The organism is Streptomyces sp. NBC_00442 (assembly GCF_036014195.1).
Taxonomy (GTDB): domain Bacteria; phylum Actinomycetota; class Actinomycetes; order Streptomycetales; family Streptomycetaceae; genus Streptomyces.
This window is the reverse complement of sequence record NZ_CP107918.1, coordinates 3220967-3242131: the sequence shown is the minus strand read 5'-3', so window position 1 is coordinate 3242131 and position 21165 is coordinate 3220967. Positions and strand designations below refer to the sequence as shown.

17 protein-coding genes are annotated in these 21165 nt (G+C 73.9%); 10 read left to right on the top strand and 7 right to left on the bottom strand.

What is annotated here, in order from left to right; all coding sequences use genetic code 11:
- The first annotated feature begins 889 nt into the window (after nucleotides 1–889).
- Both OG432_RS14590 and OG432_RS14585 read left to right on the top strand, forming a co-directional pair.
- Nucleotides 890–1105, top strand: a complete 216-nt coding sequence (locus tag OG432_RS14590) for a hypothetical protein (protein ID WP_328311373.1) — start codon at nucleotides 890–892, stop codon at nucleotides 1103–1105.
- An 11-nt stretch (nucleotides 1106–1116) separates the two neighbouring features.
- Entirely contained in the window at nucleotides 1117–2295 is a 1179-nt protein-coding gene (locus tag OG432_RS14585; RefSeq protein WP_328311372.1) for a glycosyltransferase 87 family protein, read from the top strand.
- Here OG432_RS14585 and OG432_RS14580 read toward each other — a convergent pair.
- The gene (locus tag OG432_RS14580; protein ID WP_328311371.1) at nucleotides 2253–3896 is read right to left on the bottom strand and encodes a DNA repair helicase XPB; all 1644 of its coding nucleotides are present in this window, start codon (nucleotides 3894–3896) and stop codon (nucleotides 2253–2255) included. The two genes, OG432_RS14585 and OG432_RS14580, sit on opposite strands and share 43 nt — an antisense overlap.
- 289 nt (nucleotides 3897–4185) lie before the next feature.
- Between OG432_RS14580 and OG432_RS14575 the strand changes: the two genes are divergently transcribed.
- From OG432_RS14575 to OG432_RS14565, 3 genes are all read left to right on the top strand, one after another.
- On the top strand, nucleotides 4186–4503 hold the full coding sequence (locus tag OG432_RS14575; protein ID WP_328311370.1) for a hypothetical protein: 318 nt from the start codon (nucleotides 4186–4188) through the stop codon (nucleotides 4501–4503).
- Nucleotides 4504–4633: 130 nt separating this feature from the next.
- Complete coding sequence (locus tag OG432_RS14570; protein WP_328311369.1) at nucleotides 4634–4885, top strand: hypothetical protein; 252 nt, start codon at nucleotides 4634–4636, stop codon at nucleotides 4883–4885.
- A 27-nt stretch (nucleotides 4886–4912) separates the two neighbouring features.
- Complete coding sequence (locus tag OG432_RS14565) at nucleotides 4913–6097, top strand: flotillin family protein (RefSeq protein WP_328311368.1); 1185 nt, start codon at nucleotides 4913–4915, stop codon at nucleotides 6095–6097.
- A gap of 565 nt (nucleotides 6098–6662) precedes the next feature.
- On the opposite strand, the gene OG432_RS14560 is transcribed toward OG432_RS14565, so the two are convergent.
- Nucleotides 6663–9212: a helicase C-terminal domain-containing protein gene (locus OG432_RS14560; protein ID WP_328311367.1), complete on the bottom strand. Its 2550-nt coding sequence runs from the start codon at nucleotides 9210–9212 to the stop codon at nucleotides 6663–6665.
- A gap of 124 nt (nucleotides 9213–9336) precedes the next feature.
- On the opposite strand from OG432_RS14560, the gene OG432_RS14555 reads away from it, so the two are divergent.
- On the top strand, nucleotides 9337–10485 hold the full coding sequence (locus OG432_RS14555) for a hypothetical protein (RefSeq protein ID WP_328311366.1): 1149 nt from the start codon (nucleotides 9337–9339) through the stop codon (nucleotides 10483–10485).
- A gap of 244 nt (nucleotides 10486–10729) precedes the next feature.
- Nucleotides 10730–11353, top strand: a complete 624-nt coding sequence (locus OG432_RS14550) for an HAD family hydrolase (RefSeq protein ID WP_328311365.1) — start codon at nucleotides 10730–10732, stop codon at nucleotides 11351–11353.
- 79 nt (nucleotides 11354–11432) lie between these two features.
- On the opposite strand, the gene OG432_RS14545 is transcribed toward OG432_RS14550, so the two are convergent.
- Entirely contained in the window at nucleotides 11433–11687 is a 255-nt protein-coding gene (locus OG432_RS14545) for a hypothetical protein (protein WP_328311364.1), read from the bottom strand.
- A gap of 178 nt (nucleotides 11688–11865) precedes the next feature.
- Here OG432_RS14545 and OG432_RS14540 point away from each other — a divergent pair, with 178 nt between their 5' ends.
- Nucleotides 11866–12249 carry a cold-shock protein gene (locus OG432_RS14540; RefSeq protein WP_323177956.1) on the top strand — a complete coding sequence of 128 codons (384 nt, stop codon included), beginning with the start codon at nucleotides 11866–11868 and terminating at the stop codon, nucleotides 12247–12249.
- Nucleotides 12250–12265: 16 nt separating this feature from the next.
- On the opposite strand, the gene OG432_RS14535 is transcribed toward OG432_RS14540, so the two are convergent.
- The 4 genes from OG432_RS14535 to OG432_RS14520 all read right to left on the bottom strand — a co-directional run bounded on the left by OG432_RS14535 (nucleotide 12266) and on the right by OG432_RS14520 (nucleotide 15851).
- Nucleotides 12266–13117 carry a 1,4-dihydroxy-6-naphthoate synthase gene (locus OG432_RS14535; protein ID WP_328311363.1) on the bottom strand — a complete coding sequence of 284 codons (852 nt, stop codon included), beginning with the start codon at nucleotides 13115–13117 and terminating at the stop codon, nucleotides 12266–12268.
- Nucleotides 13107–13853 (bottom strand): futalosine hydrolase, encoded by a 747-nt coding sequence (locus tag OG432_RS14530; protein ID WP_328311362.1) that lies wholly within the window; start codon nucleotides 13851–13853, stop codon nucleotides 13107–13109. Before OG432_RS14530 ends, OG432_RS14535 begins: the two co-directional genes overlap by 11 nt.
- A 17-nt stretch (nucleotides 13854–13870) precedes the next feature.
- Nucleotides 13871–14359 carry a DUF2771 domain-containing protein gene (locus tag OG432_RS14525; protein ID WP_328311361.1) on the bottom strand — a complete coding sequence of 163 codons (489 nt, stop codon included), beginning with the start codon at nucleotides 14357–14359 and terminating at the stop codon, nucleotides 13871–13873.
- Nucleotides 14360–14495: 136 nt separating this feature from the next.
- A complete protein-coding gene (locus OG432_RS14520) occupies nucleotides 14496–15851 on the bottom strand; it encodes an MFS transporter (RefSeq protein WP_328311360.1) in 1356 nt (451 codons plus the stop codon).
- Nucleotides 15852–16190: 339 nt separating this feature from the next.
- Between OG432_RS14520 and OG432_RS14515 the strand changes: the two genes are divergently transcribed.
- Together OG432_RS14515 and OG432_RS14510 are read left to right on the top strand one after the other, a co-directional pair.
- On the top strand, nucleotides 16191–17108 hold the full coding sequence (locus OG432_RS14515) for a DUF3027 domain-containing protein (RefSeq protein WP_328311359.1): 918 nt from the start codon (nucleotides 16191–16193) through the stop codon (nucleotides 17106–17108).
- 883 nt (nucleotides 17109–17991) lie between these two features.
- A complete protein-coding gene (locus OG432_RS14510) occupies nucleotides 17992–21087 on the top strand; it encodes a sacsin N-terminal ATP-binding-like domain-containing protein (RefSeq protein ID WP_328315106.1) in 3096 nt (1031 codons plus the stop codon).
- Nucleotides 21088–21165: the final 78 nt, after the last annotated feature.

Here is a 21165-nt window from a genome sequence, read left to right as displayed (position 1 = left end):
GACGCGGCCAGGTGGGTGCGTTCGTGGAGGAGGGGGTTGGGGTCGCTGGCGTGCGCGGGCACGGGTTGCCTCCGGCGGGGTTGGGCACGGGTGTACGGGGCTGCCTCCCGGTTTCCGGACGGGGGGCGGCGCTCCACGGGGGAGGCGGGGGGTGGGGATTCTAGCCAGGTGGTGGGGGCGGGGCGAATGGATTTCCCCCTGCGGGGGGTGCGGTGGCGGTACCGGCCGTCCCCAACGCCCTGGGGCTCCGCCCCGGACCCCGACGCGTTTTCCCGCCCTCCCCCAAGCTCTTAATGAGCAGGGGGGACCCCCATCCCGTGCGGCTACTTGAGGGGTGCGGCTCCCTGGGGGCTCCGCCCCCAGACCCCCGTTCGCGCCTGAAGGGCGCTCGTCCTCAAACTCCCCCAAGGCCTCAAGGGCCAGGGGGGACCCCCATGACGGGCTGAGGGTGTCCATGCTGGCCGGCATCGAGTAGTTGAGGGGGGTGGGGCTGTGCCATTGCGCGGCTCCGGGTGCCCTACAGGGGCGCGGGGAACTGCGCGAGAAGCGGGCACGGTCCGTAGACGAAGGCGGGTTTTTGGGGGCGCGGGGAACTGCGCGATCAGCCGTCCACGGCCCGCGGGCGAAAGCGGGGTTTTCAGGGGCGCGGGGAACTGCGCGAGTAAGCGGGCACGGTCCGCACACGAACCGGGGTTTTCAGGGGCGCGGGGAACTGCGCGACCAGCCACGCACGGCTCGCGGGCGAAAGCGGGGTCGAGGGGCGGGGGGGATGTCGGGACTTTGGTCCGTCCCGTAGGGGACCGGGTCGGACCAGAGGAGTACGTGGAGGGCCGGCGGGTTCAGCCCAGGGACCGATGTGCCTGGGATGTCCGGAATCCATCATGGAGGTATGAGTACAGCGACCTTCACCCCAGCCCCGTCCTCCGGCCCCGGCCCCGGCGTCAAAGTGCCCCGCGGTGCCACCGCGTCCGGCGCCGCCCCCCACCGCACCCACAAGCTCGGCAACGCCGTCCGCGCCGCCAAGGTCCTGGCCGGTGCCGCGTTCAGCGTGGTCGTGATGGGAGAGTTCGCGGAGGAGGCCGGAGTTCACCGGCCGCGCCGCTAGGGTCACGTCATGTGACCGACCGTTCACCGCGCGCCGCGGCCTGCGTGCTCCTCGCGCTCTCGCTCGCCGCGCTCACCGCGCTCTGCGTCGCCCTGCGGATCCCCATGGCGGACGCCCTGGTCTACCGGGCGGAAGGCGCGGCCGTCGCGAGCGGCACCTCCCTGTACGGGTTCACCGTCACCGCGTGGCAGCTGCCCGCCACCTATCCGCCGTTCGCCGCCCTGCTGTTCCTGCCCGCGGCCCACGCGTCGCCGGATGTGGTCCGGTTCGCCTTCGGCGCCGGCAACAGCGTGCTGGCCGGGGTTCTCGTGATGCTCTCCTGCCGGTTCGCGGGGACCGGACCACGGGCCGCGTACGTCCTCGCCGCCACCGCGCTCGCCCTGTGGCTCGAACCCGTCTTCCAGACCCTGCTCTTCGGGCAGATCAACCTGGCGCTCACCTGCCTCGTGCTCTGGGACCTCTCCCGGCCGGCGGGTGCCTTCGGCAAGGGGTTCGGGGTCGGCGTCGCCGCCGGGATCAAGATCACGCCGCTGTTCTTCGTGCTGCATCTGCTCGTGCGCGGGCAGCGCCGCGACGCCGCCGTCGCGCTGGCCGGGTTCGGGTCGACCGTGCTGCTCGGGGCGCTCGTACTGCCTGCCGCAAGCGTCGAGTTCTTCACTCGGCGGCTCTTCGAGACCGGCCGCGTCGGCAAGGCGTGGATCGTCGACAACCAGTCGTTGCAGGGGCTGCTCGCGCGGCTCCTGCACACCCCCGCGCCCGGGACGGTGTGGGTCGTGTGCGCGGGGGCCGTCGGCGCCGGCGGGCTCTGGGCCGCCCGCCGCGCCGACGAACGGTGGGCGCTGCTGGCGAGCGCGTTCACCGCCCTGCTGATCTGCCCCATCAGCTGGTCGCACCACTGGGTGTGGTGCGTCCCGCTGATCGTGCTGATGGCGGCCGAGGGGCGGCCGCGTACGGCCGCTCTGCTCGCCGCCGTCTTCACCGCCCGCACCCTCTGGCTCGTGCCGCACGCCGGGGACCTCGATCTCCGACTGCCGCTTTGGCAACAGCCGTTGGCGTCCCCCTACCCACTGCTCGGGCTCGCGGTGGTGGGGTGGGCGGGCGCCGCGGCGCGCCGTCGCCCCCGGGTGGTCCGCCCGGGGGCCGTCGGTCAGTTCCCCGCGAGGAGTTCGTCCGCGTCCATGATCCGGTAGGCGTAGCCCTGTTCGGCCAGGAAGCGCTGGCGGTGGGCGGCGAAGTCCTGGTCGATGGTGTCGCGGGCGACCACCGAGTAGAAGTGCGCCTGGTGGCCGTCGGCCTTCGGGCGCAGCACGCGGCCGAGCCGCTGGGCCTCCTCCTGGCGCGAACCGAACGTGCCCGACACCTGGATGGCGACCGTCGCCTCCGGCAGGTCGATCGAGAAGTTGGCGACCTTGGACACCACAAGCACGCTGATCTCGCCCTCGCGGAACGCGCCGAAGAGCTTCTCGCGCTGCGCGTTGGACGTCTCGCCCTTGATGACCGGCGCGTCCAAGTGCTCGCCCAGCTCGTCGAGTTGGTCGATGTACTGGCCGATGACGAGGATCTGCTGGCCCGCGAACTTCCGTACCAGCGCCTCGGTGACCTTCCGCTTGGTGGCGGTCGTCGCACAGAAGCGGTACTTCTCCTCCGTCTCGGCGGTCGCGTACGCCAGGCGCTCGGCGTCGGTCAGATTGACCCGGACCTCGACGCAGTCGGCGGGCGCGATGTAGCCCTGCGCCTCGATCTCCTTCCACGGCGCGTCGAACCGCTTGGGTCCGATCAGCGAGAACACGTCCGACTCGCGGCCGTCCTCACGCACCAGCGTCGCCGTCAGGCCGAGCCGGCGGCGGGCCTGGAGGTCGGCGGTGAACTTGAAGACCGGCGCCGGCAGCAGGTGCACCTCGTCGTAGACGATCAGGCCCCAGTCGCGCGAGTCGAACAGCTCCAGGTGCGCGTAGACGCCCTTACGGCGGGTGGTGAGCACCTGGTACGTGGCGATCGTGACCGGGCGGATCTCCTTCTTCGTGCCGCTGTACTCGCCGATCTCGTCCTCGGTGAGGCTGGTGCGCTTCACCAGCTCGTGCTTCCACTGGCGCGCCGAGACCGTGTTGGTGACCAGGATCAGCGTGGTCGCCTTCGCCTCGGCCATCGCGCCGGCGCCGACCAGGGTCTTGCCGGCGCCGCAGGGCAGCACGACCACGCCGCTGCCGCCGTGCCAGAACCCCTCGACGGCCTGCTTCTGGTACGGGCGCAGGCTCCAGCCGTCCTCGGCGAGCTCGATGGGGTGCGCCTCGCCGTCCACGTACCCGGCGAGGTCCTCCGCGGGCCAGCCCAGCTTCAGCAGGGTCTGCTTGATCTGGCCGCGCTCGGAGGGGTGCACGGCGACCGTGTCCGGGTCGATGCGGGCGCCGACCAGCGGGGCGACCTTCTTCGACCGCAGGATCTCTTCGAGCACGGGCCGGTCGGTGGAGGTCAGGACCAGGCCGTGGACGGGGTGCTTGGAGAGGGTGAGGCGGCCGTAGCGGGCCATCGTCTCGGCGATGTCGACGAGGAGGGCGTGCGGGACCGGGTAGCGCGAGTACTCGACCAGCGCGTCGACGACCTGCTCGGCGTCGTGCCCCGCGGCCCGCGCGTTCCACAGGCCCAGCGGCGTCACACGGTAGGTGTGGATGTGCTCGGGCGCCCGCTCCAGCTCGGCGAAGGGCGCGATCGCACGACGGCAGGCGTCGGCCTGATCGTGGTCGACCTCAAGGAGCAGGGTCTTGTCGCTCTGGACGATGAGAGGTCCGGTCACCTGGGGGATGTCCCTTCCGACGGATGGCCACCCGGGAGGGGCGGGCAAACTTCCAGTCTGCCGCATTCGGCACAGGTGTGAGTGCGGGGCCCGAGATGAGTAGCTCCCTGAGTACGCGGACGGTGTCGGCGAGGGCGGGCCGGGCGGTGGGATGGGGGGCATGACGACGACACGGTGGGATCCGTACCGGGGGCCGGGGCCGGGGCCGGGACAGTGGCGGCCGGGGCCGGGGCCGGGGCCGGGGCCGGGGCAGTGGCGGGCGGGGACTGCCGCCCGGCGGTGGGGGAAGGTGGACGGGCCGGACAAGCGGTGGTGGGTCGCGCCGGCGGCGTGCACCCTCGGTCTCGTCCTGTCGGTCTGGATCGACGCCGTGACCCTGCCGGGGATGGGGCGGGAGGGATTCCTCGGCATGCTCTACGTGGTCCCGGCCGGGCTGGTCCTCAGCAGTTGGCTGATCCCGCACCGGCGCAGGCTGCGGGCCCTGCGGATCTGGCTGGGAGCGGGGGGCTTCACCCTGGGTTTCCTGATCGCGAAGCTTCTCTTCGCGGCCCTTCTGCTGCTGCTCATGTGCTTCGGACTGATGTGGGGCGCGAACCTCCACGACTAGAGCTTCTCAGGGCCCCGGGCCCGGGTTCTCGACGCGGGGCTCCAACACAAGGGGGCCCGAGGATAGGCGGTTGATCCCCGCGGGTCTAAGGTCTGAAATCCAGGACCAGAACGATGGGGGGCGCCAGGCCGTGGAACAGGACGATGACGTGATCGGCCGCCCCGGAGTGCTGCTCGTCGCCACCCGCGGACCCGCCGCTCCCGGCGAGGTCGTGGTGAGCGTCCGAGGCGGCACGGAGGCCTTCCTCGCCTGGTCGGATGAACCCCTGCCGAAGGGGGCGACCGTGCTCGTGATCGGATCCCGTGGCACCCGCCAAGTGGACGTCATCGAGTGGGCCGATCCGTTGGACGCGTTGGGCGGCAGTCCCGCCGCCGCCGGCTAGACGTTTTCGTTTCTAAGGAGACAAAGGATGTTCGGTTACCGGGTGCCCGCCCCCGACGAGGCGATGCTGATCTCGGGTGGCAGGCGCGGTCTCGGGGGTGCCCCGTTCCGTGTCGTGACCGGCCACGGCAAGTTCGTCCTGCCGGTCTTTCGCAAGACCCGTTTCCTCACGCTCTCCATGTGCGAGGCGGAGGTCACCGAGACCTGCGTGACCAAGCAGGGCATCGCGCTGCACGTGCGCGCCGTGATCGCGTTCAAGGTCGGCAACGACACCGAGTCCATCGTCAACGCCGGGCAGCGCTTCCTGTCCGACCAGGACCAGATGTCCGTCCTGACCGGCCGGATCTTCGCGGGCCACCTGCGGTCCATCATCGGCTCGATGACCGTCGAGGAGATCGTCACCGAGCGGCAGAAGCTGGCCGCTGAGGTCCTTGAGACCTCCAAGACGGAGATGGCGAAGATCGGGCTCATCGTCGACTCGCTCCAGATCCAGTCGATCGACGACGGCGACGTCGGCTACATCGACGCGATGTCCGCGCCGCACAAGGCGGCCATCCACCGGGCCGCGCAGATCGCGCAGGCGCAGGCGACGCAGGCGTCGGTCGAGGCGGAGCAGGTCGCGGCGCGCAACCAGGCGGAGTACGCGCGGCAGACGGCGGTCGTCAAGGCCGAGTACTCCGCGGAGGTCGACCGTGTCCAGGCGCACGCCGCGCAGGCCGGGCCGCTCGCCCAGGCCCACGCCCAGCAGGAAGTGCTGGCGGCCCAGACCGAACTCGCCCAGCGGGCCGCGGAGTTGCGCCAGCAGCAGCTGGTCGCCGAGATCGTCAAGCCGGCGCAGGCCGAGGCCGAACGCATCAAGGTGCTCGCGATCGCCGAGGCGGAGCGGATGAAGATCCAGGCGGAGGCCGCGGCGTCGTACGACCGGGTCGCGCTCGACCGGATGCTCATCGACCAGCTGCCGCAGATCGTGAAGGAAGCGGCGGGGGGCCTTGCGGGGGCGAACGTCAATGTCCTCAACGGGGCGGACGGGCTTGGCGAGATCGCGGCGGGGCTCGTGGGGCAGGGGTTGACGATCCTCGACTCGGTTCGGCAGAACCTGAGCGGGTCGGGGGCGGGGTCGATGGACTCCAAGAGCGGGGCTCAACTGTCCCTGCCGGGGCTGTTGTCGGGGAAGGCGGAGGGCAAGGGGGATGGGCCGGTGAACATCGACTAGGCCGGGCCGACCGGGGCGAGCCGGGGCGACCGGGCCGACCGGGGCGAGCCGGGAGCTGTCGCGCAGTTCCCCGCGCCCCTTGAACGGCCGGTTGTCGGGTGCGGGCCGTGCGTGGTTGCTCGCGCAGTTCCCCGCGCCCCCAAAACCCCGGTTCGTGTGCGGACCGTGCCCGCTTCTCGCGCAGTTCCCCGCGCCCCTAAAAACCCCGGTTCGTGTGCGGACCGTGCCCGCTTCTCGCGCAGTTCCCCGCGCCCCTAAAAACCCCGGTTCGTGTGCGGACCGTGCCCGCTTCTCGCGCAGTTCCCCGCGCCCCTTGAACGGCCGGTTGTCGGGTGCGGGCCGTGCGTGGTTGCTCGCGCAGTTCCCCGCGCCCCTAGCTACTCGGTGCCGGCCCGCATGGGCATCCTCAGCCCGTCATGGGGGTCCCCCCTGGCCCTTGAGGCCTTGGGGGAGATTGAGGACGAGCGCCCTTCAGGCGCGATACGGGGTCTGGGGCGGAGCCCCAGGGGGCCGAGCCTCTCGACTTGCCGCACGGGCGGGTGGGTGGGAAAACGCGCCCCGGGGGTCAGGCCGGGTCTTCGGCCAGTTCGGAGACGCCCGTGATGCGGTGGAGGGGGTAGGTGCGGACCTCGTCCGCCGTGTGGTCGTAGGCCGTGACGAACCCCCCTTCCACCCGCACCGGCGCGATGACCCGCTGACTCGCCGCCCCCTCCGCGTTGACGTAACCGATCCACACCGCCGACCCCGTCATCGCCGCGGCCTGCACCGTCGCCAGCGTCTCCGCCGACGACGTACGCGGCAGGGAACCGCCGGCGCGGGCGGACGCGGGCTGGTCCTTGCGGACGACCGTCGCCGCCGTGTCGCCCGCGCGGATCGCCCGGACCGCCGCGTCGAGCAGCGTCTCGTCGGGGTGCGGAGGACCGTCGGGGACCGGTACGGGCGCCGTGCGGCGCGGGGTGCGGCGGGAGTCGGCGCGGGTGATCAGGACGTCGCCCTCGGCGGATTCCGCGGCCGGCGCGTACCCCATGGAGCGCAGCCCGTCGAGCAGCGCGGCCGGCTCGGCCGTGGTGGCCAGGACCGTCGGGGCGAGGCGGCGCAGGCGCAGGGCCTGGCTGCGCTTGTCGGCGAGGATCTCGCCCAGCATCGCCTCGTCGTCGCAGCGTACGTACGCGGAAGCCGCGCCCACCCGGAGGTGGCCGTGGCGACGGGCCACGTCGTCGATGAGGTAGCTGAGCGGCTGCGGCACCGGCGTACGGCTGTGCTCGGTCAGGAAGGCCTGGAGGTCGGAGGCGGTCTGGCCGGCGTCCAGGGCGCGGCGCACGGAGCCCGCCGTGAAGCGGTAGACGGTGGCGCCGCCCTTGGACTCGATGTCGGCGAGCACCCCGAGCATCGCGGCGAGCGGCCGCCGCAGCGGTCCCGGTGCGACCGCGGTGAGGTCCGCCTGGAGCAGTACGTGGTCGACGGGTTCGGGCAGGTGCGGCGTCAGGGCCTGCGCGGCGAGCAGGCCGAGCGCCTCGCGTTCGGCGGCGCCGGATGCCGGGGCGAGGAGCAGACGGCCGTGGGTGGTGAGCGCGCCGCGGCCGGTCACGCCCAGCAACTCCGCCTCGGACAGCGTCCACTCGGCCAGACGGGAGCGCAGGTCGTCGGGCCCGCTGCGGGCCGGGCGCTCCCAGCGCAGCCGGGCGAGCAGCGAGCCCGGCTCGGGCGAGGTGGCCTCGGGCAGCGTGGTGAGCAGCGTCAGGACGCGGTGGCGGACCTCGGGCGCGGGGGAGCGGTCGAGGTCGGGGCCGAGCGCGGAGAGGGTGCGGCCCTTGGTGTCCTGCTCGCCGACGAGCCCGGCGGTGCGGGTGGCGGCCAGCCAGGCCACCGCGAGCCGCGCCCAGCGTTCGGCGGGCGCGAGGTCGAGCCAGTCGTCGTACTCGGGCGTCGGCGCGTACCGCTCGTCCGCCTCACCGTCGGACGCCAACAAGCCTGCCGCGTAAGCGAGTTCGACCCAGAACGCGGTGGTGGGCTCGGGCAGGTCGAGGGCGGTCGCGGTGCGCTTGAGGTCGCGTACGGACAGGCCGCCGGAGCGCAGCACTGCGGGGCCGCCCTCGTTCCACTCGGCGAGCAGGTCCTCGACGGTGGTCAGCGCGGTGAAGGCCTGGCCCGCGGCGGCCGCGTCCACAGCCTGTGGACGGTATTCGCGCAGCGGCGCGACGGCGGGTGCCACCGGCTCGGTGGTGCGGTGCGCGCGCCCGGCGCGCAGATGCAGGGCGACCTCGCGCGGCAGCACCAGAGTGCGCGCGGACGCGGGGAGCAGCAGACCGTGGTCGCGCAGCCAGCGCACCGGGGGCGGCGGATCGGCCGACACCTCGCCGTACGGCGGGCCCCACACCAGGCGGTCCAGGACGGTCAGGGCGTCGGACGGAGCGGAGTCGAGCAGCTCCGTCATCCTCGCGCGGTCGGTGAACAGCGAGGTCAGCGCGGCGACCGCGGACACGGGGTCGTGTGTCGCCGGGAGCTGGGCGGCCCGCAGGATCTCCTGGACGCGGCCCGGCGACATCCCCGACGTCGCCTCGGCGACGGTCGGGCCGAGGCCGGTGGGGGAAGGGTGGTTCGGCGAGGGGGCGAGCAGTTCGCGGGCGGTGCGCACCAGGCGCAGCCGGTCGTCGCCGCCCCACACCAGGGCCTGCTCGCGCAGCGCCGCGAGCGCGCCGGGCAGCGCGGCCTCGACGTCCGGGTCCCCGTCGTCGCCGGCGAGCAGGGCGAGCACCGCGTCGTACGGGGCCGGGTCCGGCGCCACGGCCAGGACCTGGGCGGTCTGGAGCGCGAACCGGTCGAGCCGTTCCAGGGCGCGTACGACGGAGGCCCGGGTGCCGGCGCGGGTCGCGAGCTGGGTGAGGTCGCCCGGCACGGGCGAGAGCAGATCGGGGCGGGCCCGCAGCAGCGCGGCGAGGGAATCGTCGGGGCGGGCGCGCAGGGACTCGGCGAGGGTGCGGGGGGCCGGGGCGGATGCCGGTGCCGGGGTACGGGGTGCCGAGGCGGCGGCGCCCGCCGCCGAGGCCGCTCTGTTCGTCGCGCCGGTCGTTCCTTCGGGCACGTGCGCCTCCTGATTGCGCTCGCCGGTCCCCATCCGCCCCACGGTAGCCCGTGCGCGCTACCGTCAGGACCCGTAGCCGGTGTCCGAAACGCGACCGGACCGGCGGACGGCGGCCCTCGGGGTGGCCGCGGGGCGGGCTCGCGGAGGGGAAACGCGCGTGGGGATCGAGAGCGACCAGCTGGTCTACGACTACCTGAGCCGGGTCGGCGACCTGGCTCAGCAGCGGCAACTGCCCTCCGGGGACCGGATGCGCCTGGTGTCGTCGCTGCGCGACGAGATCGACAAGCAGCGGGCGAAGTACGGGACGGAGACGCCGGCCACGGTGCGGCGCGTGCTCGGGCGGTTCGGGTCGCCGGAGGAGGTCGTGGAGCGGGCCGCGGCCGGGGCGGGATCCGGTTCCGGTTTCGGTTTCGGTTCCGCGTCGCCCTCGGGGTCCGGCGGTTCGTACGGGCCTGCGCCGGACGGCGCGTCGGCGGACGGTGCGGTGCCGGCTCAGCGGGACCGGCTGTTCCCCGGGCGCGGCAAACGCGTGCCGCGCCCGCGTCCGGGCCCACGGTCGCGGTCACGTCAGCGGGCCGCCGACGAGGGGCAGCCCGCGCCCTCGTGGCCGGCGCCGCCGCATCTGGCGGGCATGGACGAACTCGGCAAGCAGGGCGACGAACCCGACTGGTGGCGGGTCGGGCCGTCCGGCTCGCTCGGGGGCGATGTCGTGCCCGGGTTCGTGGGCGGGGTGGAGATCCCGGAGATACTGCGGCCGCCGGGGGACGAGGCGGAACTCGACGAGGAGCAGGGCGAGGACGGGGAGGACGGCGAGGAATCCGGGGAGGACGGCGAGGCCGGAGGGGGTGGCGGGGGCGGCGGGCTCGGGGAGGACGCCGACCTTGTCGAGGCCGGGCCGGTGCGGCGCGGGTTGCGTCTGCGCCGCCCGCGGCGGGGTGTCTCCGGGGTGCGGGCCGCCGCCCGGCCCGGCCTGTCGAACCCGCTCCTCCTGCTGGCGGCCGCGCTGCTCGTGGCGGGCGCCCTGTTCGGCCTGTGGGCGGCGCTGGGCGCGGGCTGGCTCCTCGCGTACGCGTCGCGGAGGCTGAGCCCGGCGGAGTCGAAGTGGGCGGTGTTCGGTGTGCCGGGGCTGGCGGTGGCCGGGGGTCTTGTCTGGCTCTGGGGTCGTCAGGACGGGCGGTGGGGCGATCCGATCGCGCAGGGGGAGATGGGAGATGCGCTGTCGGGGGTGTGGCCCTGGGTGATTCGGGTGGCGGCGGTGGGGTCGGCGGGGTTCGTGGTGTGGCGGTCCCAGCGGGGTCGTCGCTGAGGGTGCGGTTTCCCCACCCCGCCCCTTCCCTCAACCCTCCGGGGGCCTGCGCTTCGGGTGCGGACCGTGCGTGGCCGCTCGCGCGGTTCCTCGCGCCCCTCAGGCCCCGGTTCGTCTTCGGGTGCGGACCGTGCGTGGCCGCTCGCGCGGTTCCCCGCGCCCCTGGAACCCGCTTCCGTCCGCGGGCCCGGTGGACGGTTGCTCGGAGGTAAGGGGGGCGTGCCCGTCTGGGCACAATGGCCGCATGCCCCAGGACGCGCTCACGGTCGGCTTCGACCTCGACATGACCCTCATCGACTCCCGGCCCGGCATCCGCGCCGTCTACCAGGAGCTCTCCGCCGCGACCGGGACGTACATCGACGCCGACCAGGCCGTGAGCCGGCTGGGGCCGCCGCTCGACTGGGAGCTGCGGCACTGGTTCCCCGAGGAGCTCATCGCGGAGATGGTCCGCGCCTACCGTGAGATCTACCCCACACGCGCCATCCTGCCGACGCCCGCGCTGCCCGGCGCCGCCGACGCGGTGCGCGCGGTCCAGGAGCTCGGCGGCCGGGCCGTCGTCGTCACCGCCAAGAACGCGCCGCAGGCCGGGCTGCACCTCGACCACCTGGGCATCGAGCCGGACGAGGTCGTGGGCGGCCTGTGGGCGGAGGCGAAGGCGATAGCGCTGCGCGAGCACGGGGCGGCGGTGTACGTCGGCGACCACCTCGGCGATGTGCTGGGCGCGCACGCCGCGGGCGCCCTGTCCGTGGCCGTGCCGACCGGTCCGATCGGCGCGGACGAGCTGCGCGCGGCCGGGGCGGACGTCGTCCTCGACGATCTGACGTCATTTCCGGCCTGGTTGAAGGGTTACGCCGCCGAACGTGCTTGACAGCCCGGCCTCGCACTTTCGTACGGTCCTGGCCGCTGTGGGGGGCGGATCGGCGCCCCGGGGAGGCGGAACGCGTCGTTCAGGCGCGGGCCCGGCGGCGCTGCTCCGCGATGGTCAGGAGCACGCCCGCCCCCGCGATCAGGAAGCCGACGCCCATCAGCATGCAGATCAGGTAGGCGATGGACGGGAACGGGCTGGTGTGCAGGAACAGCGGGGCCACCGTGACGAGCGTGGCGAGCGCGCCGACGAAGAAGACGACGGCGCCGACGCGAACCAGCCGATCACCGGTGGTGAGGGCGGAGCGGTCGGTCTTGGCCTGGGTTTCGGTACTCACCCCGCCAGGGTAGTTCCCAGCACGTAAGGACAGGCCGGGACGTCTTGTCAGCAGCCCCCGGGCGATTAGCCTGGGTGTCGGCGGGTCGGCCAACGGCCCGCTGCTGTGCTATCCAGAGCCGTTTCTTCGGTTTTTCGGCGCCCCGCACCCAACGACGAGTACGAGGACGAGGACAGACGTGCCTACCGGCAAGGTCAAGTGGTTCAACAGCGAGAAGGGCTTCGGCTTTCTCTCCCGGGACGACGGCGGCGACGTCTTCGTCCACTCCTCCGTGCTCCCCGCCGGGGTCGAGGCGCTCAAGCCCGGACAGCGCGTCGAGTTCGGCGTCGTCGCCGGGCAGCGCGGCGACCAGGCCCTCTCCGTCACGGTCCTCGACCCGGCCCCCTCGGTGGCCGCGGCCCAGCGCCGCAAGCCCGACGAACTGGCCTCCATCGTCCAGGACTTGACCACCCTGCTCGAAAACATCACGCCGATGCTGGAGAAGGGCCGCTACCCCGACAAGGCGGCCGGCAAGAAGATCGGCGGCCTGCTGCGCGCGGTCGCCGACCAGTTGGACGTCTGACCCCGTACGGCCCGGTTCAGTCGAACGACAGCGCGTCGCGGCCCAGCGCGGGGACGAGTCCCTCGGCCGCGGCGCGGGTCAGCAGCCCGCGCACCGCGGCGTAGCCGTCCTCGCCGAGGTCGGCGGTGAACTCGTTGACGTAGAGCCCGATATGGCGGTCGGCCACGGTCGGGTCCATCTCCTGGGCGTGCTCGCGCACGTAGGGCCGGGACGCCTCGGGGTCGTCCCAGGCGAGCCGTACGGAGGCGCGGGCGGAGTCGGCGAGCAGCCGCAGTGTGTCCGCGCCCAGCGAGCGCTTGGCGATGATCGCGCCGAGCGGGATGGGAAGCCCGGTCGTCGCCTCCCAGTGCTGTCCCATGTCGGCGAGGCAGTGCAGGCCGTAGTCCTGGTAGGTGAAGCGGGCCTCGTGGATGACGAGCCCGGCGTCGACCTTGCCGTCGCGCACCGCGGGCATGATCTCGTGGAACGGCATGACGACGACGTCGCCGACCCCGCCCGGCACGACGTCCGCGGCCCACAGCCGGAACAGCAGATAGGCCGTCGACTTCTCGCTCGGCACGGCGATCGTCCTGCCGGTGAGTTCCGCTCCCGCGTCCCGGGTCAGGACCAGCGGGCCGCAGCCCCGGCCGAGCGCGCCGCCGCACGGCAGCAGCGCGTACTCGTCGAGGACCCACGGCAGCACCGCGTACGACACCTTGAGCACGTCGAACTCGCCGCGCTCGGCCATGCCGTTGGTGATGTCGATGTCCGCGAACGTGACGTCGAGGGCGGGCGCGCCCGGCACCCGGCCGTGCGCCCACGCGTCGAAGACGAAGGTGTCGTTCGGGCAGGGGGAGAAGGCGATCTTCAGCGCCGGTTCAGTGCTCACGTGTCGTCCAACTCTCCCATAGGGGTGGCAGCTTCCCGAAGGCCTCGGTGAGGGCGGCGAGCGCGTCGCCGATCCGCCAGGCCGAACGGTCGCGCGGGCCGACCTCATTGGAGATCGCGCGGATTTCGAAGGCCGGAAGGCCGTACTGGTCGGCGGCCTCGGCGACGCCGAAACCCTCCATCGCCTCGGCGAGGGCGCGCGGGTGGCGGGCCAGGAGTTCGGCGGCGCGCTCGGCGGTGCCGGTGGCGGTGGTGACGGTGAGGATGGTCCCGCACGCGGCGCCGAGGGCGCGCACGGCATGGCGGCCGAGCGAGCCGAGCACGTGCACCTCGTCGCGGCCGAAGCCGAGCTCGGTGACGGGGATGAAGCCCTCGGGGGAACCGGCGCCCAGGTCGGCGGCGACGATGAGCGAGGACACGACGAGCGAGCCGAGCGGCGCGACGCCGGGGAAGCCGCCGCCGATGCCGGCCGAGACCACCAGGTCGTAGCCGGGGCCGCGGCCCAGGGCGAGGGAGGTGCCCGCGGCGGCCGCGGCGGGGCCGACGCCCGCCGGATAGACATGGATCTCGTGCCCCGCGCGGCCGTACCGGGCCAGCGGCGCCGGAGCGTCCCCGGGCCCTTGGAACAGGGTGCTCCGGACGCGCTCCTCACCGAGGCGCGCGTACCCGGCCAGCGCGAGACCGGCGGCGACGGAGTCGGCCTCCGCCGCCACCGCCGTCACGACCAGGATGCGCATCAGGCGGGACCCACGCGTCAGGAGCCCGTGCGCTTGAGCGTGAAGCTCCAGACCGACTCGGGCTTGTTGTCCTTGTTGACCTGAAGGATGCTGACCTTCTTCTCCTTCGGCGCGACGCCCTGCCCGCCGGTCGAGAAGACGTCGGCGTTGGGGAAGCTCCGGTAGGTCTGCGCGGAGGCCTCGGTGATCGGGCTGCCGTCGAGCAGAGCGATCCACTTGCTGCCGTTCTCGACGACCTTCGGGTCCACGCCGAGGCGCAGGGTCGAGCCGGGCGCGTAGTCGATCGTCTTGGCATCCTTGACGCCGCTGAGGCAGCTCGTGAGCTTGTCGTCGGCGAGCGGCTTGCCGTCGCCGCGGCAGGACGCCTCGGTGCTGACGGAGTTCGTACCGACCGTCACGGTCGCGAGAGGCGTCGGCTTGTCGCAGGCGGAGAGGACGAGGAGTCCGGCGGAGGCGGCGGCGAATGCGACGCCGGCCCGGCGGGTCCTACCGGAATGAAGTGACATGGTGCGGCTCCGCCGCGGGGCAACGGTCATGGAGCGAAGGCTATCGGTCGCCCCCGGCCACGCCGCGCGGGGGTGTGGCGTGCCGCGCCGGTGTCGACCCGGAGCGCGTGGCGTCCGGGCACCCGGGCCCGGTGGGTCAGGCGACCCGCGGGCGGGGTGCGCCGCGGCGCGCGGCGCCCAGCAGGCCCCGCACCGAAATGACGGCGCCCAGCGCCAGCAGCGCCGCCGCCACCGACATGCCGAGGATTCCGTTGAGCGGCAGCGCGATGCCGATCGCCCCGCCGAGCACCCACGCCATTTGGAGCAGCGTCTCCGAGCGGGCGAACGCGGACGTACGGACCTCCTCCGGCACGTCGCGCTGGATCATCGCGTCCAGGCCCAGCTTGGCCAGCGCCTGCGTGAACCCGGCCGTCGCGCCGAGCACCGCCACCATCACCCCGCTGAAGAGGGCCGCGGCCAGGACCGCGGCGCCCAGCGCGATGGCCAGCATCGTCACGATCAGGACCTCGGGCCCGCGCGCCTTGAGCAGCGAGCCGACCGCGGTGCCCAGCGCGTTGCCGACGCCCGCCGAGACGCCCACGATGCCGAGCGAGACCGCGGCGCTCTGCCCGGCCAGCGGGTGTTCGCGCAGCAGGAACGCCAGGAAGAAGATGAGGAACCCGGACAGGGCGCGGAGCGCGGCGTTGGCGTACAGACCGTTCTGCACGGACACGCCGACCGTCCGCAGGCTGGGCCTGCGGCCTTCGCGGTCCAGCAGCCGCGCCTTGGTCTCGCCCTTCGCCGAGTCGACCTTGTGGGGCAGCGTGAAGGCGAGGAACGTGCCCCCGGCGAAGACACAGCACGCCGCATAGAGCGGCCACGCCGGTCCGATGCGCGAGAGCCCCGCGCCGATCGGGGCGGCGGCGCCGGTGGCGAGGAGACCGGCGAGGGTGACCCGCGAATTCGCCTTCACCAGGGAGAAGCGCGGTGGCAGCAGCCGCGGCACCACGGCGCTGCGCACCACGCCGTACGCCTTGGAGGCGACCAGCACGCCCAGCGCGGCGGGGTAGAGCTCAAGGCCGCCGGTGGCGACCGCGCCGGACATCGTGAGGGCCAGCACGGCGCGGGCCAGCATCGCCCCGGCCATCGCGGCGCGCCGGCCGTGCGGCATCCGGTCGAGCAGCGGGCCGATCACGGGCGCCAGAAGGGTGAACGGCGCCATCGTGATCGCGAGATAGAGAGCGACACGGCCGCGGGCCTGATCGGTCGGCACGGAGAAGAAGACGGTCGAGGCGAGCGCCACGGTGATCAGGACGTCACCGGCGCCGTTCACCGCGTGCAGCTCGATCAGTTTGCCGAGCCCCGACTCACCGGCGCCGTGCGCATGGGTGGCTTTTCTGATCGAACGCGCCGTGCCCGAAAAGGGGAGGCGCAGGGCGTGACCGACCGCCCGCACCGCCCTGCGGAGGCGGCCCGACCCGTCCCAAGACCCCGACGACCTCGCGGTTGTCACCCCGCCATAGTGCCCCAACCCCGTCCGACCCGAACCAGGATTCGGACGTGCAGGTGGGCCGGGGGCCCCGAAGGGGGTAGCGTGACAGGCGCGCCGCCCGCGGCTGCCCAAGGCCGCGCGCCTCTCCGTGATCCCGCAGAATGGGTTGCAGAAGGTGCGCCTCCAGGCTCATACGGAGCAGGGGGGACCCCCTTGGTCAGTGAAACTGGACAGCCGCTGGGCAGTTGATAGCCCGGGGCGCGGACGTTGACGCGGCCCCCTGGTCCGCTCCGCCCGCCACCCGTACGCATTCGGCTCCCCGGCGCACCCGTGAGACGGCGTAGGAGAGAAGCGAGACCTGTGAGTGCTGCGACGACGCGAAGCCGTACCCCTGACCGCCTGTGCGCCGAGGCGGTCGATCTAGCCCGCGGGGCGGCGGAGGAAGCCGCCGCGCCCGGTGTGGTCGGCGAGCATGTGGCCCTGGTGTCGGAGGGCGACCGGGTCGTCACGCACTTCTTCGAATGCAAGGAGTTCGGCTACCGCGGCTGGCGCTGGGCGGTGACCGTCGCCCGTGCCTCCCGCGCCAAGCTGGTCACCCTCGACGAGACGGTGCTGCTGCCCGGACCCGACGCCCTCCAGGCCCCCGAGTGGGTGCCCTGGAGCGAGCGGCTGCGCCCCGGTGACATGGGCCCCGGCGACCTGCTGCCCACCGAGGCCGACGACCTGCGCCTCGAACCCGGCTACACCGGTGAGGACGCGCCGCCGCCGAACTCGGTGGTGTCCGAGGAGCTGGCCGAGCGGGTCGACGCGGAGGACGCCGAGCTGGCCGACCGGTCCGACGCCGTGCCCGCCGGCACCGCGCGCGGCTCCATCGCGTCCGTCGCCGACGAGCTCGGCATGCGCCGGGCGCGGGTCCTCTCGCGGTACGGGCTGCACGCCGCGGCCGACCGGTGGGAGGAGTCCTTCGGCGGCAAGACCGCGATGGCTCAGGCGGCGCCGGCCTCCTGCGTGTCCTGCGCGTTCCTCGTCCCGATCGCGGGATCGCTGTCCCAGGCGTTCGGGATCTGCGCCAACGAATTCGGTCCTGCGGACGGGCGTGTCGTGGCGTTCGACTACGGCTGTGGGGGGCACTCCGAGGCGGCGGTCATGCCGAAGCCGCCGCGGCCGGCTCCTACGGTGCTCGACACGGTGGTGCCGGATCCGCTGGTCCTTCGGCCCGTGCGGGGCGGGTCCGTGCCGGATGCGCCGGACGCGACGGAGGATCTGGGCCACTCGTAACTGGGGCCACTCGTCGCCCGGGGTTGCCCCGCCCCAGCCCCCTGGGGCTCCGCCCCGGACCCCGACGCGTTTTCCCGCCCTCCCCCAAGCTCTTAATGAGCAGGGGGGACCCCCATCCCGTGCGGCTACTTGAGGGGTGCGGCTCCCTGGGGGCTCCGCCCCCAGACCCCCGTTCGCGCCTGAAGGGCGCTCGTCCTCAATTGCCGGACGGGCTGAGGGTGTCCATGCTGCCCGGCACCGAGTAGCTAGGGGCGCGGGGCTGTGACATTGCGCGGCCCCGCCGCGGTGGGCGCGAGCCGTCGGCGCCGGGTGCCCTACTAGGGGCGCGGGGCTGTGACATTGCGCGGCTCCGCCGCGGTGGGCGCGAGCCGTCGGCGCCGGGTGCCCTACTAGGGGCGCGGGGAACTGCGCGAGACGCGGGCACGGTCCGCACACGAACCGGGGTTTTTTTGGGGGGCGCGGGGAACGGCGCGGGACGCGGGCACGGTCCGCACACGAAGGCGGGTTTAGGGGCGCGGGGAACTGCGCGGGCAACCCTCCACGGCCCGCACCCTGAAGACGAACCTTCGAGGGACGCGGGGAACTGCGCGGGACGCGGGCACGGTCCGCACACGAAAGCGGGGTCAAGGGGCGCGGGGAACTGCGCGGGCAACCCTCCACGGCCCGCACCCTGAAGACGAACCTTCGAGGGACGCGGGGAACTGCGCGGGACGCGGGCACGGTCCGCACACGAAAGCGGGGTCAAGGGGCGCGGGGAACTGCGCGAGCACCCCTCCGCGGCCGCACCCTGAAGACGACCCTTCGAGGCCCGCGCGGTACCTTCGGGCCGCAGTCCCGGGACGCGGGGCCGGACAGAGCGGAGCACGGCGTGATCGTCAAGGCGATGGCGGCCGAAGGGGCCGACCCCTTCGGAACGGCGCGGCTACGGCGAGGCGTCCTGAACGCCTGGGGCGCGGGTCCCGCCAGATTCCGCGAGGACGCCAACGCCGAGGAGGACCTCGCCCTCGGCGGCTACCGCGACCGCCTCGTCGTGGAGCTCGCCCAGAACGCCGCCGACGCCGCGGCCAGGGCGAACACCACAGGCCGGCTGCGGCTGACCCTGCACCCCGCGACCCAGGACACCCCCGCCGTCCTCGCCGCCGCGAACACCGGCGCCCCCCTGGACGCCATCGGCGTCGAGTCGCTTTCCACCCTGCGCGCCAGCGCCAAGCGCGCCGACACCGAGGTGGCCGTCGGCCGCTTCGGCGTCGGGTTCGCCGCGGTGCTCGCCGTCAGCGACGAGCCCGCCGTGGTGGGCCGTACCGGCGGCGTGCGCTGGTCGCTCGCCGAGGCCCGCGAGCTGGCCGCCCAGGCGTCCCTCGCCAGCCCCGGCCTCGGGGACGAGCTGCGCCGCCGCGACGGACACGTACCGCTGCTCAGGCTGCCGCTGCCCGCCGAGGGCGCCGCCCCCGAGGGCTACGACACCGTCGTGGTGCTGCCCCTGCGCGACGGCACCGCCGAGGACCTCGTGCGCCGTCTCCTCGACGGCATCGACGACGCCCTGCTGCTCACCCTCCCCGGCCTGACGGAGATCGTCGTCGAAACGCCGGACGCCACCCGGGTGTTGAGGCGGTCCGTGCACGACGCGTATGTGCACATCGACGACAGCCGGGACGAATCCATCCACCGCTGGCGGACGGTCAGTCGTCACGGGCCCCTCGGCAAGGACCTGCTCGCCGACCGGCCCGTCGAGGAGCGGCTCCGGCCGCACTGGACGGTGACGTGGGCCGTCCCGGTCGACGAGGACGGCGCGCCCGAACGTCCCCGTACCGCCGCCGTGGTGCACGCGCCGACCCCCACCGACGAACCGCTCGGCATCCCCGCGCTGCTCATCGCCTCCTTCCCCCTGGACACCGCGCGCCGCCACCCCGCGCCCGGCCCGCTCACCGACTTCCTTGTGCAGCGCGCGGCCGATGCGTACGCCGAACTCCTCGGCGCCTGGCGGCCGGTGGCCACCGGCACCGTCGACCTGGTGCCGGGGCCGCTCGGGCGGGGCGAGCTGGACGGTGCCCTGCGTGCGGCCGTGCTGAAGCGGCTGCCCCGGGTCGCGTTCCTCGCGCCGGCCGCACCCACCGAGGAACTCCTGGCGCTGCGCCCCTTCGAGGCGGAGGTCGTCGAGGGCGCGGGTGCGGACACCGTGCGCGTGCTCGCCGAGGTCTTGCCCACGCTGCTGCCCGCCGGTCTCGAACGCCGCCCGGAACTGCGGGCGTTGGAGGTCGGGCGACTCTCGCTCGGTGACGCCATCGAGCGGATCGCGGGGGCGGAGCGGGACCCCGAGTGGTGGCACCGGCTGTACGACACGCTCGCCGGGGTCGACCCCGACCGGCTGTCCGGGCTCCCGGTCCCGCTCGTGGGCGGACGGACCGCCATCGGACCCCGCCAGGTCCTGCTGCCCCTCGCCGACACCCCCGCCGACCTGGGGCGACTCGGCCTGAAGGTCGCACACCCGGATGCGACCCACCCTCTGCTCGAACGGCTCGGCGCACTGCCCGCGACGCCCCGCGCCGTCCTGACGACGCCTCAGGTGCGGGCCGCCGTCGCGGCCTCGCTCGACAGCGGGGAGATCTGGGACGAGGACGGCGGCCTCGACGCCGACGAACTCGCCGACACCGTCCTGACGTTGGTCCGTGAGGCGAACCTCGAACCCGGAGACGAGCCCTGGCTCGGCGCGCTCGCGCTGCCCGACGAGGACGGCGAACTCGCCCCCGCCGGTGAACTCGTCCTGCCGGGATCGCCCTTCGCCGCCGTCATCCGCGAAGGTGAACTCGCCGAAGTGGAGCGGGAGTTGGCGGACCGCTGGGGAGAGCAGCCACTCACCGCGTGCGGGGTGCTCGCCACGTTCGCCCTCGTACGGGCCACCGATGTCGTCCTCGACCCCGACGAACTGGAGCCCCGCGACGGGGATTTCGCCGAGCCCGACGACGCGGGGCTGCTCGACGCGGTCGACGTGTGGTGCGAGGACGTCCTGGACCGGCTGCCCCAATCGCCGGTCCCGCCGGTCGCCACGGAGATCGTCGCGGTCCGCGACCTCGACCTGGTCGACGACGACGCCTGGCCGCAGGCGCTCGCCCTGCTGGCCCGGCCGCCGCTGCGGGACGCCCTGATCCAGCCGGTGCGGGTCCTGCTGCCCGACGGCACGACGGAATCCGTACGCCCCTACACCGCGTGGTGGCTGCGCGACCACCCGGTGCTGGCCGGGCGTCGCCCCGCGGGCCTGCGCGCGGCCGGCTCCGACCCCCTCCTGGCCGGTCTGTACGAGTCCGTGGACGCGACCGGCTTCGACGACGCGCAGGTCCTGCGGGCCCTGGGTGTACGCACCTCGGTGCCCGCGCTGCTCGACGAGCCGGGCGGCGCGGCGGAACTCCTCGGCCGCCTCGCCGACGGGGACCGTCCGGTCTCCGCGTCCCAACTGCACGCGCTCTACACGGCGTTGGCGGACCTCGACCCCGAGCAGGTGACCCTGCCCGACGAGCTGCGGGTGGTGGTGGACGGGGAGGTGCGGGTGGTCGACGCGGCGGACGCGGTCGTGGCGGACGCCCCTGACCTGCTGCCGCTCGCGGCCGGGCGCCCGCTCCTTCCGGTCGCGCCGGCCCGCGCTGCCGAGCTCGCGGAGCTGCTCCAGGTGGGGCGGCTCGGTGAGGCGGCGGACGCGGAGGTCACGTCCGAGGGCGCCGAACACGCGGTGCCGGACGCGGTGCGGGCCCTGCTGGGCCCGGGTGCGCCGTCGACGTACGTCGAGCACGAGGAGCTGCGGGCGGGCGGGGTGGAGCTGGACTGGCGGCGCTCGGCCGACGGCACGGTCCACGCGTCCACTCTGGAGGGCGTGGCGGCGGGCCTCGCCTGGGCGGCGTCCCAGTGGCCCCGTCGCTTCGAGGTGGCGGCGTTGCTGGAAGACCCGTCCCGCACGGCCGAGCTCGCGACGGCCCGCTGGTTCGACTAGCGGGCCGCGTCGGCTCCGGGGGCGGGGGGGGCGTCCGGGGCTGCGCCCCGGGCCCCCTGGTCCGGCTGTGGACCGTAG